The organism is Sphaerisporangium krabiense (assembly GCF_014200435.1).
In the GTDB taxonomy this organism is placed as follows: Bacteria; Actinomycetota; Actinomycetes; order Streptosporangiales; family Streptosporangiaceae; genus Sphaerisporangium; species Sphaerisporangium krabiense.
Genome location: NZ_JACHBR010000001.1, coordinates 3,082,945 through 3,097,243, shown reverse-complemented (window position 1 = coordinate 3,097,243; position 14,299 = coordinate 3,082,945). Strand labels below are relative to the sequence as shown.

At 68.7% G+C, this 14,299-nt stretch carries 5 protein-coding genes; 3 read left to right on the top strand and 2 right to left on the bottom strand.

Features of this window, described 5'->3' with window-relative positions; genetic code table 11:
• Positions 1-10 precede the first annotated feature (10 nt).
• Together BJ981_RS39165 and BJ981_RS13810 are read right to left on the bottom strand one after the other, a co-directional pair.
• The gene (locus BJ981_RS39165; RefSeq protein ID WP_184611444.1) at positions 11-6,457 is read right to left on the bottom strand and encodes an RHS repeat-associated core domain-containing protein; all 6,447 of its coding nucleotides are present in this window, start codon (positions 6,455-6,457) and stop codon (positions 11-13) included.
• A 54-nt stretch (positions 6,458-6,511) separates the two neighbouring features.
• Positions 6,512-9,970: a LamG-like jellyroll fold domain-containing protein gene (locus BJ981_RS13810; RefSeq protein WP_184611442.1), complete on the bottom strand. Its 3,459-nt coding sequence runs from the start codon at positions 9,968-9,970 to the stop codon at positions 6,512-6,514.
• Positions 9,971-10,250: 280 nt separating this feature from the next.
• On the opposite strand from BJ981_RS13810, the gene BJ981_RS13805 reads away from it, so the two are divergent.
• The 3 genes from BJ981_RS13805 (at position 10,251) to BJ981_RS13795 (ending at position 14,233) form a co-directional block, all read left to right on the top strand.
• Positions 10,251-11,480 (top strand): sensor histidine kinase, encoded by a 1,230-nt coding sequence (locus tag BJ981_RS13805; protein WP_184611440.1) that lies wholly within the window; start codon positions 10,251-10,253, stop codon positions 11,478-11,480.
• A 9-nt stretch (positions 11,481-11,489) separates the two neighbouring features.
• A complete protein-coding gene (locus tag BJ981_RS13800; RefSeq protein WP_184611438.1) occupies positions 11,490-12,179 on the top strand; it encodes a response regulator in 690 nt (229 codons plus the stop codon).
• 116 nt (positions 12,180-12,295) lie between these two features.
• Entirely contained in the window at positions 12,296-14,233 is a 1,938-nt protein-coding gene (locus BJ981_RS13795) for an ATP-binding protein (protein ID WP_184611436.1), read from the top strand.
• The last annotated feature ends 66 nt before the right edge of the window (positions 14,234-14,299 follow it).

The following is a 14,299-nucleotide window of genomic DNA, read 5'->3' as shown; positions in this document are numbered from 1 at the left end:
GAAGGGCATCCTAGTCGTTCCATTCTCCGCCAGGCTCCCCCTTCACGCCACGGCGGAAGTTCGACCTGGGATAGTCCTTCTGACATCCCTTACATACCGGCTTCGGTACCGCTCGGTATTCGCCGGAGATTCTCCTCACCCAAAAAGCCTTGGTGAAAATCACTTCACTGGCATCGCCACCGAGAGCCAGCAGCGCATTGCCCTCGGCGCAGTAGGAGGCACATCCCGGAATGCCGCCGGAGGCTGCCAGAACGGTTTGACCCGTCCTGGTGTTCAGCGCGCCCACGTACGCTCGACCCGCGGTTTTACTGGTGCGGTTGCGTAGCGCGAATCCAGGAACCTGCGACTCCAGTCGCGCCAGCTTTTGGCGCTTGAACAAACCCTCCGCCTTACCGAATACGGGTGTCACAGGGTTCTTGCCGGCGATTCCACGGGCGCTCGGCACGATCGCGGAACCGCCACCGCGTCCCAGGATGCTCCCCACCTTGCCGGCCGCCTTGCTCACCGCCGCGGTGACGACCTTGCCGGCCGCTGTGGTGGCGAGCTTGCCGAGTACCGCGCCCACGCCCTTGCCGATGGCGCCGAAGACGGCGCCCGTGGTGGCGCCGACCGCCGCGGCCTTGAACGCGTCCCCGGTGTTCCATTCGTCGCGGGGGGTCGCGACCATGTAGCCCGCCACGTTTCCCGCCGCCCCACCCGCGGCGAGGCAGCCGATGCTGCCGGCGCCTTCCGTGGCCGCCTCACAGCCGACTGTGACGACGACCGTGACGGTGACGTTGACGATGGTGGCCTTGTGCTTGTTCCAGAACTTCTTCGCCATGCAGCCGAGGGCCCCGAACCGGCCGCAGGTGGGCGGGTTGTTCGGCGGAGGAGGCGACCACTTGGGGCGTCCACCGCCGCCACCCCCACCGCCGCCTCCGCTGGGCGCGTTGCACGGGTTCGACGCGATGACACCGCACTGCGTGCCGCCGTCGTACATCAGGCCGGTCGGGTCGGAACCGGTGACCGGGTTGTTGTCGGCGTAGGCGTAGCCGTTCCAGCTCTGCGGGTCGGCGTCGTCGAAGACGGGGTCGACGGAGATGAAGCGGCCCGTCTCGGCGTCGTACTCGCGGGCGCCGAGGTGGGTCAGGGCCGTGGCCTCGTCGATGACGCCGCCGACGAAGCCCTTCTGGCCGGGCCAGGACGACGGAGGCGTGCCGCGCTGCCGGCCGAAGGGGGTGAAGCGACGACGGCTCGTCGCCTGGACGGAGGTGTCCTCGACGGAGGCGTCGGCGGTGCCGTGGTGGTCGGCGCCGAGCCAGGTGACGCCCTTGCCGGTACGGGTGGCGATGGTCTGCCCGGCGAAGTCGTAGTAGCGGGTCGCGCTCTTGGCGCCGGTCTTGACGTCGAGCCGGATCTCCATGTCGGCGACATAGAGGGTGGTGGAGGTGGGGTCGCGGCGGATGAGCCGTTCGCCGTCGGCGTCGTAGAGGTAGGTGCTGACGCCGGAGGGGTCGGTCGACTTGGCCAGGTGGCCTTCGACGTCCCATTCCAGGAGGCGGCCCGCGCCGCGCTGGGTGGTGTTGCCGGCCTGGTCGTAGGTGTAGGCATCGGTCTGGCCGTCGCGCGGACCGCCCTCGTAGGCGACGGAGGCCAAGGTGTGCGGTCGCGGTTTGCCGGGTCCGGCGTAGGCGTAGCTCTTGGTGATGTCCCCGCTCGCCTGGTGGTCGATCTCCTTGGTGCGGTTGCCGACGACGTCGTAGGCGAAGGACTGCCAGTAGGGCGCGGGTCCGCCGACGCTGCCCTGGGTGGGGTCGGTGGCGCAGTCACCGGTCGTCGTCCAGGCGTCGGTCAGGCGTTGCAGGTGGTCCTGGCGGAAGCACTGGACGTCGGGCGTCTGCCCGGAGGGCGTGTCGGCGATCTTGGTGACGTTGCCGGCCGGGTCGTAGGTGTAGTTGGCGTCGGACACCGAGATGGGGGCGGTCTCCCGCTCGAACACCGAACGGGAGAGCCGGTTGGTGCCCTCCTCGTAGAAGTTGGTCTCCTTGACCCGCTTCAGGCCGGTGCTCATCGTCGTGGCGAGGATCTGGCCGAGCTTGGAGTAGCTCGTCGAGGTGACGTAGTTGGTCAGGCCCCGCATCGTGGTGGGGTTGCCGAGCTCGTCGTAGTCGTACAGGAGCGTTTCGCCGAGCAGGCCGCCGGCGGCGGGCAGCACGGTGCGGTGGATGGTGCCGTCGGAGTTGTAGTCGGTCGTGGTCTTGTACGTACCGGCAAGGGCGCCTTCGGCGGCCGGGATGACGGTCTGGGTGCCGGTGGGCCGGTAGGCCTCGTCGAAGCCGGTGACGGCGCTGGTGTAGGCGTCCATGGCGCCGGTGGTGGCGTTCTTGACGTAGCGGGTGGAACCGGTCGGCTGGCCCTTGACCACGGTGCCGTCGGGCAGTTCGTCGAACGTCCACTCGGCGAGCTTGGTGCCCGCGGCGGAGGTGCCCTCGTACTCCGCGGTTCTGCGGGCGAGGGCGTCGTAGGTGAAGAAGAGGCTGGAGTCACGCGCGTCGGTGATGGTCGTGACGAGGTCGTTCTTGTCGTTGTAGGTGTATTCGGCGGTGCCCTTGTCGGGGTCGTCCACCTGGGTCAGGCGGCCGCGCAGGTCGTAGTGGTAGGCCCAGGTGTTGCCCGCGGCGTCGGTGACGGTGGCCGGCTTCCCGGCGCGGGTGTAGGTGTACTTGACGGCGTCGTAGTCGCCGGTCGGAGAGTCGCCCTTGTACTGGCGGACTTCGACGGTCTCGCCCTGCCCGTTGGTGATCGTGGTGGTGGGGGTGGCGCCGGCGGGCGGGTCGACGCTGATACGGTCCCCGCCGTAGGTGGTGGTGGTGCGCCACTGCTCGGTGCCGCGCTTGCGGAAGATCTCCGCGGTCGGCCACTCCATGCCGTTGTAGACGGTGACGTTCTGGCCGGGGACGTCGTCGTCGCTGCCCGGGACCCACAGGGCGTTGCCGGGGGTGCCTTCGGTGTAGTAGTCGGCGTTGGTCTTGTAGACCAGGCCGCGGGTGTCGTAGAAGGTGTCGTTGACCAGCCGGCCGCCGCCGGGGGCGGGTTCCTGCGCCTGGCGGGGGCGTAGGAGGCCGTCGTAGAGGGCGTAGCCGGTGGCGTAGGTCGTCCCGTCCGCGAGCAGGGTCGAGGTGGTGACGGTGGTCGGGCCGTCGGCGCGGACCTGGTAGCCGAACTTCATGTTCGGCGTGGCCGGGAACGTCGCCTTGGCGTGGCCGGGCAGCCAGGTGCCGGTCAGCCGGCCGAGCGGGTCGTAGGCCAGGTCGGCGCGCTTGCCGTTGGCGTCGGTCGTCGCCTTGGCGAGACCCCAGGCGGGCTCGATCTCGGTCCTGATGACGTGGCCGAGCGCGTTCGTCTCCTGCTTGAGGGTGAGCAGGCCGGTGGCCGGGGTGTAGGACGTCTTGGTGGTGGTGCCGTTGGGGTCGGTGACCACCAAAGGGCGCCCGTAGATGTCGAAGGTGGTGGAGCCGACGGTGACGTACTGCGGGCCGCCGTCCCAGGAGCCGAGCTTTTCCGTCCTGGTGACGTTCCCCTTGGACGGCGCGTCGCCGAACGCCTTGCCGTCGTAGTATTTGCGCACGTCGGAGACCACGTCGCCGGGACGTTGCGGCGTGAGGTCGCACGCCTTGGTGACGGTCTCCACGCGGACTGCGAAGGAGACCAGCCAGCGGGCGGTGTCGCGGGCGTAGGTGGTGCGGACGCACTGGTCGTCGTCGGGGGTGGCGCCGTCGCCGAGCTCGTTGACCTGGGTGGGCAGGCCGTCGGTGTTGTAGTCGGTGTCGGTGGTGGTGTACCGCCAGCCGCCGGCGGCCAGCGCCGTACGGGTGCGGGTCTTGTCGTCGCGCACCATGTGGGCGGTGGTGGTGGCCCAGGAACGGACGCGCTTGGCGGTCTGCCTGGTCCAGTAGCCGGTGATGGTGCCGGTCATGGCGGGCCCGGAGGGTCCGTCGTAGTGGATCTCCTCGCGGACGCGGCCCTGCAGGGGGTCGGAGTCGTCGACGGCGGCGCCCGTGGAGTCGGTGACCTTGACGTCGCGTCTGCCGCCGCCGGACAGCTCGTCGCCGTCCATGCCCCGGAAGTAGGTGAACTCGACCTTGGATCGCTGCTCGCCGGGGGCGCCGCGCAGCACCCGTACCTTGCCGTAGCCGCGCCACTGCGACCAGGTCTTGTACTTCTCCTTGACCAGGCCGTCGTCGTCATCGTGGTGCCAGGCACCGCCGCCGAGGTATTCGTAGGTCTCCAGCACGTCGGGGGCACCACCGGTCCTGTCGATCTGCTGGACCTGGGTGACGACGTACTTGTGGAACCAGTCGTGCTTGGGGGTGGTGGCGCCCTCGGGGGTCCAGTACTGCGGGTAGCAGCGGCGGGTGTTGGAGTCGGGCTCGGGGGTGTGCCCGGCGGCGCAGTCCTCGTCGGAGTAGGTGATGGACAGGGCGCCGCCGGTCTCGTTGTCGATCGCGGAGACGCGCCACTTGGTCAGCGGCGGGCGTCCCTCCAGGGCGTCGACCCGGTTGGGGCGTTGCACGCCGGCGAACTTCACCGGCGGCAGCGACGCCGTCCCGCCGACCTTTCCGGTGTGCTGGATCCCGGCCAGCCACAGCGCCGGCGCCGTGCCGTCGCCGGGCGCGCGTAGCTGCTGATCGAGGGTCCAGGTGTCGACGTCGGTGTACGCGCTGCCCGACAGCACCTGGGTGGTGACGGCGGCCAGGCGTTTACGCGTCCAGAACGTCGGGGAGTAGCGGTCGACGCACTTGTCCCCGGAGACGCAATGCTGGTCGTAGGGGACATCCGGCCAGTACTTGGCGTTGTCCTTGGTGAACTTGCCCTCGGCGCAGTCGAAACCGGAGGCCGGGATGCACCGCTCCCTGACGTCGAAGACGACCCGGGCCGGAGCCGAGGAGGTGAAGATCGCATCCGAGCGCTGGCCGTAGTCGATGCGCTTGAGGTAGCCGCCCCGGTCGTAGACGGTGGGGGTGCCGTTCGGAACGCCGTTGGTCAGGGTGGTGACGTCGCGGCGGTAGTAGTTGGTTTCGCGGCCGTACCAGAAGGTGGCGACCGTGTCGTGGGTGTCGACGACGTAGTCGAGGTTCCACCGCCATGCCTGGTTGCACCAGGAGTCGGAGAAGGTGGCCTTGTGGCAGGGCTCGTCGTCGTCGTCGCCGAACACCGGGACCGTCCACGTCGACTGCGTCTCTGCCTCGCCTTTCACCAGGCGGTTGCGGCCGAAGTAGTACTGGGTGCCGTCGGGGGTGGTGACGCGCCAGTACTCGCCGTCGTCGTCACCGTTGTCGGCGCCCGACAACTTCTCGATTCTGGAGCCGTCGTCATCCTTCGGCTGCCAGGTGCCGGTCTCGTCGTCCAGGATCAGCTCGGTGGCCTGGCCGTTCAGCGACAATACGGCGTTGTGGTTGCCCCAGCACTGGTCGTTGCGCTTGGGGGTGACGTCGTCGTCGGCGCACGACTTGTACCGGCGCTCGATGAAACCGGGCCAGTAGTCGAAGCCCTCGCCGATCCAGGACACCTGGTTGTTCGTGGCGACCGTGCGGCCGTCTACGTTCCCGGAGGAGTAGGCGAAGCCGATGTTGGGAGTCGGGCCGCCCGGGACCGGGGGCAGCTGCAGCGGATAGGACCAGGAGAACGCGCCGCTCTGCTCGCTGACGTCCCAGGTGGCCGACGGCGACAACGACGTGGCCTCGTACGTGCCCGCCGCTCCGGACGGACCGGCCTCGGCGGCCAGCGTCATCGTGCCGGCGGTGGTGAGGCCGACGTCGGCGGTCAGATGGCCGGCCTTGACGTCGTTGCGGGTGGGCAGCGGCGTTCTGCCCTGACACTGGGGCAGGTCGGGCGTGATGGCCGCGCATTCGGGTAATCGGACCAGGCGCAGGCGGGACGCCCAGTCGCCGCCGTAGGCGTACCGGAAGCCCGAGTAGTCGACCTCGACCGTCAGGCGGGACTCCCCGGCGGGCCGGGTCTGGGGGGTGAGCTGGATGCCGAGACCGGTGATGTGGGATCTGCCGGCGGTGGCGGCGTCCATCGTGCGCACCTGGACGCCGGTGACGGCGGCCGGGGTGCCGCCGCTCTTCGCGGCGGCCTGGCTCAGCCAGATCGGCAGTCCCGCGGCCCGGACCTTGGCGGTGTCGCCGCCGCGCGCCGTCACCCCTGGAGTGGCCGGCGAGAGGTTCACCGCCGCCGTGGCCGGCGCCGGCCAGGAGACGGGCGGCGCGCCCTTCAGGTCGTAGGCGGCGCCTGGATCCGCCAGGGGCGCGCGTGGCTTCGCGACGTGGCCGGGTACCGGATGTTGCTCCTGGGCCTTTTGCCAGGCCGGATCACCGGCGGTCGCCTGCGCGGCGATCGGCGGGGCCAGCGTGGCCGGTACCGCGATGGCCAGGATGACGGCGATCTTGTTCCAGCCTCGCCATGAACCGGGCACGGCTTCCTCCGAGGGGGTCGGTGAGCGTGAGCGGACGTCGGTGACGTGGTGGGCCTAGGAGTCGATGGGGAGGTTCTGCGCGACGGCGAGGACCTGGTGGTCGGTCAGGACGCCGGTGTAGGCGCGCACATCGTCGATGTCGCCGCCGAAGTAGTCGACGGGCACGCCGCGGTACTTGGCCCGGCCGATCTGCAGCGCCCCGGCCGACCAGCCGGTGCCGAAGGTTCGCTGGTCGTTGAGCTGGCCGTTGACGTAGAGGCGGATCTGTTTGGACTGCTCGTCGTACACGCCGGCCAGGTGGGTCCAGGCGGTGATCGCCGAACAGTCGATGGGCTCGGCCGAAGAGGCGTGCGTCAGGGTGCCGCCGGCGGCGTCGGGGATCGTCGAGAACGACCAGCGTGGCACCGCGACACCGTTCTCGCTGAAGAGCCGGTAGCTGAGGAAGAAGGAGCTGTAGTTGGTTCCGTCCTGGGCCAGGACGGTCATCACACGGTTGGGCAGCGTGCAGGTGTCGTCGCCGGTCAGGCGCACCCAGGCCGTCACCGTGTAGCTGTGGTCGGTCCGCAGCGGCGCCGACGGGGTGGCCGCGTAGCCGGTGGTCCCGTTGAGGCTGAGCACGCCGCCGTCGTCGAAGCCGTCGTCGGACCAGGCGGCGCCGCCTCCGAGCGCCGCGGGCCAGCGGCTGTCGACGGTGTTGGCGGCCGTGTTGCCGCTGGTCTCCTCGAACTTCCACCAGCCGCGCTGGATGGGCGGCTGCTTGGCCATGGCGGCGATCTCGTTGCCGAGCGCGGGATCGGTGACGGTCTGCGGATGGTCGGACAGCTCCCGCTTCCAGACCTTCACGTCGTCGATGTCGCCGGCGAAGTTCTCGATGTAGGTGGCGTGCCACTGCAACCGTCCGAGCTGCAGCGGGCCGGTCGCATCCCAGGGTTCGTAGGGGAAGGAGGCCGTCGTGGACTGCAGGATGCCGTTGACGTACAGGCGCAGTTGCCGGTGGGGCGCGTCGTACACGCCGGTCAGGTGGGTCCAGATGTCGGTCGTCGGCTCGGCGTCACTGATCGCCCGGACGATGGTCATGTCGTCGACGTCGGCGGCGATCTTGTTGAAGATCCAGCGTTTGTAGCCGGAGGAGTAGTAGAGCTGGAAGCCCGAGTTGCGCGCGGCGTTCTGGCTGACCACCGTGGAGTTCTTGCTCTTGTCCTTCAGCAGCACCCAGGCCGAGACGCTCAGGCTCCTGTCGGTGTGCACCACCGGGCCGTCGGTGCTGCCGTATCCGGTGCTGCCGTTCAGGCTCAGTCCACCGGCCACGCGGGCACCGGCCCAGGTGGCACCGCCCGCGATCGTCGCCGGGTGTGCCGTCGCCCCCGAGTCGGCGGCCGTGGTTCCGGAGGTCTCGTCCAGCCGCCAGTGCCCCTCCGGGCCGAACCCGGGGTTCACATAGAAGTCGTAGACGGCGTAATTCTTGCCGACGTTGCCCGCCCGGTCGACCGGGTAGACGAACAGGGAGTTCAGCCAGTCGTGGCGGGGGGCGACGCGCACGTTGACGGAGGTCTGCCCGGCGGGGATCGTCACCTTGGTGGCGGGGGTGGCAAGTTCCCGGTCGTCGAGCGCCCAGAGGAAGCCCGTCACGTCGGTCTCGCCGTCGCCGGGGGCCAGGGTGAACGCGCCCGCCCAGCCGACGCTGCCCTGCCAGGCGTCCGGGGTGTCGGCCGGATAGTCCAGGGAGGTCACCTTGGGCAGGGTGGCGGGGTCGATCGTGTCCACGGTGAACTCGCACCACTTGCTCCACGCGCTGGAGTCGGTGCCGTCGTAGGCCTTGACCTTGTAGGCGTAGCTGTGCCCGGTGACGAGCCCGGCCAGTTTCACCGAGTGGTCGGTGGCCGAGGTGGTGTACTTGTAGGCGGTCTTGCCGCCGCCCGGCATGGTCGAGGTGATGTCGTCCCAGGCGCCGGTCGCGGTGTTGTAGTGGTGCAGGATGAACTCGGCCCGCACACCGTCGTTGGCCTTGTCGGGGTCGTAGATCTTGGCCTTGAGCTGGATCGGGCTCTCGGCGTCGCCGGCGTTGACCGTGGGCCTGGCGGCGCCGGTGACGCAAGGGGTGGCCGGGGAGGTGCCGATGCCCGCCGGGGCCGCCGGCGGGGTGTTGTAGTCGATGACCAGCTTGGGCGCGTTGCTGAAGCCCTTCCAGCCCCACACGCTGCTGTTGGTGTCGTTGTAGTCCTTCAGCCCGAAGGTGGTGCTCGACCAGCCGCCCTTGGCGGCCTTGACGATCGCGCCGGTCACGTTGAACTCGATGCCCTTGTCGGGACAGGAGGAGCTGTAGCCGGCGTCGGAGGCGACGGTGCCCTGGTACTGGCTCCAGGACGGCTGGTGGCTCCAGTTCGTCGACGAGGAGATGCCGCCGGTGAGCCAGAGCTCCACGCCCTGCGGAGTGGAGGTGCAGCCCCACGACTTGATCTGGGTGATGCGGAACGTCGCCTTGAGGATGTGCTTGCCGTTGACGTTGTTGGAGTCCATCCGGAAGAACGAGCGTTTGACCCCGCTCCCGTAGTCCCCCGCCTCCGCCATGTGGCTGGAGTTCCAGTACTCCTGCGAGGGGTATGCCTTGTCCACGTACGTCCAGGCCAGCTTCGACCCCGACCACTGCGGGTCGATGTAGACCGGGTACGTCGTACCGGGAGAGGTCAGCAGCTCCTTGTCCGGCGTGATCACGAGACGGTCCGCCGCCACTTCCACGTCCATGACCGCCTGCCTGCCCTCGGCCGCGGGCCCGGCCTTCGCCGTGGCGGCGGCCGGCGCGCCCGAGGAGTCCCACATGCGCGGCGCGGGCGCGTGGAACACCTCGGTCCCCGTCGCCGTGACCGCGCTCAGGCCGCCGGTCGCCGTCTTCCGCACGCTCACCCCGTTCGCGCGCACGCCGAAGGCGAGCTTGCTCAGCGCCGGGTCGGCGGCGGCCTGCCGGGACTTGACCACGAGCACCTCGGAGAAGCCGAGCGCCGACGCGGTCAGCCTCAGGTCCACTCCCGGCAGGACCTCGGTGTACGTCGCGGTGTCCCCGGCGAGGGACGGCTTGGGCAGGCTCCGCGGCCAGGTCATCGCGACCGAACGGCCGCCGTCGCCGATGGCGGCCACCGGGGCCGTCCCGCCGCCGGAGAAGGTCAGCTCCAGCGGGGTCGCCACGGTTCGTACGCTCCCGTCCGCGGCGAAGACCAGGCTCGGGTCGACGTCGACCCATCCGCCGCCGCGCCGTACCCGCTCCGGCAGCGCCGAGGTCTGCGAGGTGAACGAGCCGTCGGGGTTGGCGAACACCTGACGGGTCTCCGTACGCAGTGACAGGACCTCGACCTGCTGCTTGGTGCCACGTGCGCGGTCAAGGGCCTCCCGTTCCGTCTGCGCGGGGACGTTTCCCGTCGCCGCGCGTACGGGCGTCGTCGTCATGGGTACGGCCACCAGGCAGCCGGCCGTCAGCGACAGGACGACGGCAAGGAGACCACCACGGGTGCGGCGGCGCATGAAGCCTCCAGAGAATCGGCGTAACGGATTTCCACGGAGTACTCATCGGTGCCCGCCGCATGGGAGGTGCCGGCGATCCGAAACGTGACTATTGTGAAACAGGTCGGTCAAACAGGGCGTCAGCCCGCAGGATGAACGCCCACCTGCCGTCCCGCCGTAGGGCACCGCCGCCGGGTAAACCTGCGCGGTAGACGACCCGCCGCCTCTACCGCACCGGTCGTAGTTCCGATCAATCGCATGGTCAATGAGCAATCGCGAGGCCGACGGCTAGCATGCGCTGATGGGCGCAAAGGTGCTGTCGTCCCTGCGACGGCTCCCCACGACGAATCCCTTCATCGTCGACCTGCTGTTGAGCTTGCTCCTCACCGGTATCTCGCTGGGCTTCGCGTTCGTTTTCACGGGGGGTTCTGCCGACCCCGAGTACGCGCGGCGTTCGATGGACGCCGCAGGCGTGGGACTGGCCCTTCTGACGAACCTCGTGCTCGCCTGGCGGCGGCGGGCGCCTCTCACCGTGCTGGCGATCTCCTGCACGGCGGCGACCATCTTCCACGTCACCGGCTACACCACCAAGCTCAACGAGGCGGCGCCCCTCCTGGCCCTCTACACCGTCACCTGCCGCCTGCTCCCGGCCGTGTCGGTCCTCTGCGCGCTGGGCGTGGCGGCCCAGTGGTGGTACGCCCTGACCCTCGGCCCGGACGACCAGATCTGGCTGAACATCGGGCGGACGAGCATCATCGTCGCGGTCGCGTGGTCATTCGGCACCAGCACCCGGATGCTGGTCGAACGCAACCGGCAGCTCTCCGCGCTCGGCGCCCGGCTGTGCCAGGAGCAGGAGGACCGGGCCCGGCGCGCCGTCACCGAGGAACGGGTGCGCATCGCCCGCGAACTGCACGACGTGGTCGCCCACCACATATCGGTCATCGTCATCCAGGCCGGGCTGGCCCGGTACGTGTTCGACTCCGACCCCGCCACCGCCCGCGGCGCGCTGTCCGCCATCTCCGACTCCGGCAGCGAGGCCATGGGCGAGATGCGGCGGCTCCTGGCGGTCCTGCGCGTGGACTCCGACGACGACGACGCCGACGCCTACTCCCCCGCGCCCGGCCTCCAACGGCTCGAAACGCTGGCGGATCGGTTACGCGGCGCTGGCGTACCGGTGGACTTGTCGATTACCGGCACGGTGCGCTCCCTGCCGCCCGGCATCGACGTGTGCGCCTACCGGATCGTGCAGGAATCCCTCACCAACGTGCTGAAACACGCGGGCCGGGCCACGACGCGCATCCATCTGCACTACGGAGCCGACCTGGAGCTGCGCATCACCGATGACGGGCTCGGAGCATCCGCCGCCCCAGGACGCGAGGGCCACGGCTTGATCGGCATGCGGGAACGCGTCAAGCTCTATAAGGGAACGCTTAAGTCAGGCCCCGGACCGTCAGGGGGGTTCGAGGTGTTGGTCACCCTGCCCTTATCGGTTCCGGACACCCCTGATCAGCCTGTCCACCGACAACAGTGAGCCGAATGCATGATCAAGGTACTTGTCGTCGACGATCAGGTCCTGGTCCGCGCCGGCCTGGTGGCGCTGCTGCGGTCCGTACCTGATCTCGACGTCGTCGGCGAGGCGGCCTGCGGCGAGGAGGCCGTCGGCCAGGCGGCGGTCACCGGCCCCGATGTCATCCTCATGGACATCAGGATGCCGGGCATGAGCGGGGTCACCGCGGCCGAACGCATCCTGGCGGCTCCCGGCGACCACCTGCCGCGGGTGCTCATCCTGACCACCTTCGACCTCGACGAGTACGTCTACGACGCGCTGCGCGTCGGCGCCTCCGGGTTCCTGCTGAAGGACACCCCGCCCGAACGCCTCATCGCCGCCATCCACACGATCGCCTCCGGCGACATGCTCTTCGCGCCCAGCGTCACCCGCCGCCTGATCGAGGTCTACACCAACCAGGCCGGCCTCCCGGCCGCCCCCGCCCCACCGTCCTCTGCCCTGGACGTCCTCACCAGGCGCGAGGTCGAGGTGCTCGAACACGTCGGACAGGCCCGGTCCAACGCCGAGATCGCCACCTCCCTGGGCGTCAGCGAGGCCACCGTCAAAACCCACCTCAACCGCGCCATGACCAAACTCCACCTCAACAGCCGCGCCCAAGCCGTGGCCCTCGCCTACGAATGCGGCCTCGTCACCCCCGGCCAGCCCCGACCGGCCTCTCCTTGAGGTATGTGCCGCGACAGTTCCCCAGCCGCCGCCGCTTGAGACGACCACCGCCAACGGCGGCGCGCCTCTCACCTGATCACGCCGTGGTCACGCACATGGTCTGCGATAGTGACCCTGTGCCGATCGTTCACATCGAAGCGAAACCCGATCATCTTCTGCGCCTGGCACGGCAGAAAGACCCCGTGGGCGCGGTCGCGGAGATGATCTGGAACGCTCTGGACGCCGAAGCCTGTCATGTCCGCGTTGAACTTGAGGTCAACGAACTGAACGGCGTCGAGTCGGTCAGCATCACCGATGACGGCCATGGCATGCCCAACGCCTCGTGCACGAGCTACTTCAGCGGCCTGGGCGGATCATGGAAGACGACCGCCAAGGTCTCGCCGAACCTCAAGCGCGGTCTGCATGGCCGCAGCGGGCAGGGCAGGCTTCGGGCTTTCGCCCTCGGAGAGCAGGTTCGGTGGATCACAGTGGCGCATGCCGCCGACGGACGGACCGAGCGGACGGTCATCACAGGAGCGGTCGATCGGCCTGCCGACTTCGAGATCTCCGAGCCAGAACGCGTCGAAATCCCGTGCGGGACTCGTGTCGAGGTATCGGTTCCGGCCAACTTCGTCGGCCGCCTCTCGCATGAGGACACCGCCCAGCAACTCACCTCCACCTTCGCCCCCTTCCTCGCCGCCAATCCGGATGTGCGAATCATCTATCACGGCACGCAACTCGACCCGGCCACCGTATGGACTGAAATTGCGGAGTACGTGCTGCCATGGCCGGATGCGGCGGACCAGGCACCTCCTTTGCTCCGCGTCATCGAGTGGCGCAAAAATGTCGGCCGGGTGCTCGCACTCTGCGACGCCAACGGCGTGGTCCTGGACGAGCCCTCCCCTGGAATACAGGCTCCCGGCTACCATTTCACCGCCTACCTTCTGTGGGACGGGTTCGTCGAAAGACGAGGTAATCTGCCGCTGGCAGAGCTGGACGAGATCACAGACCTGCTGGAATCGGCGCGCGAAAAGCTGCGAATACACTTCAGAAGACGCGACCAGGAACGACGGGAACGGCTGATCCAGGATTGGATAAGCGAAGGCGTCTATCCGTACACGGGCGAGCCCGTCCTGCCCGCCCAGGCGGTCGAACGCCAGATGTTCGACGAGGTGGCGACCACGATCGCACGACGGCTGCCAGGTGTGACGCAGAGCAAGAAGACCACACTGCGGCTGCTCAAGGAGATCATCGCGCACGACCCCGGCGGGCTCTACCCGGTACTCGATGAGTTGTTCCGGCTGCCGCAGTCCGAGCAGGAAGCGCTGAAGCGTATCCTCCAGAGAACCAGCCTCTCCGAAGTGATCAAGGCGACCAGCCAGGTCAGCGACCGGCTCGACTTCCTCGCCGCCCTCAAGAAGCTGGTATTCGAGCCGGCGATCAGCCGGACGGTCAAAGAGCGGGCCGAGCTCCACAAGATCCTCGAACGCGAGACCTGGATCTTCGGTGACGCCTACGCGCTGATGGTCAGCGACCAGAGCCTTGACGCCGTGCTGGCGCGCCATCTCAAAGAGCTTGGACGCCGACCCGAGGACGGCCGGCTGAATCCGGTACGTCGCGAGGACGGCCGAACGGGGATCGTCGACCTGCTTCTGGGACGCGCCCACAGGGGAAACGCCGGAAGGGAGCATCTCGTGGTCGAGTTGAAGGCTCCCAATGTCAAGGTCGGTCAAGTCGAGGTCGCCCAGATCAAGAGCTACGCGGAGGCGATAGTCAGCGATCCCCAATTCCGCGACGCTCGCGTTTCCTGGGACTTCTGGGTCGTCTCCACCGAGTTGGAAAAGACCGTAAGGCGCGATGCGAGCGCACCGAACCGCCCACCCGGATGTATCGCCGAGTGGGAAGGAGGGGTGCGCCTCTGGGCACGCACCTGGAGCGAGATCATCGACGACTGTGAGGACCGTCTCCATTTCTACCGCGACCGACTGAACCACGACCCGGCCACAGAACACGCCATGGAATACCTACGCCGAGTACACACCTCAGTCACTCCCGAAGCGACGGCCACCCCCTGAACATTGGTCCTCGCTACGCTCGGGCTGTGCTTCTCCGTCCCCCTGCCGCCTTACCCGTGACTGAAC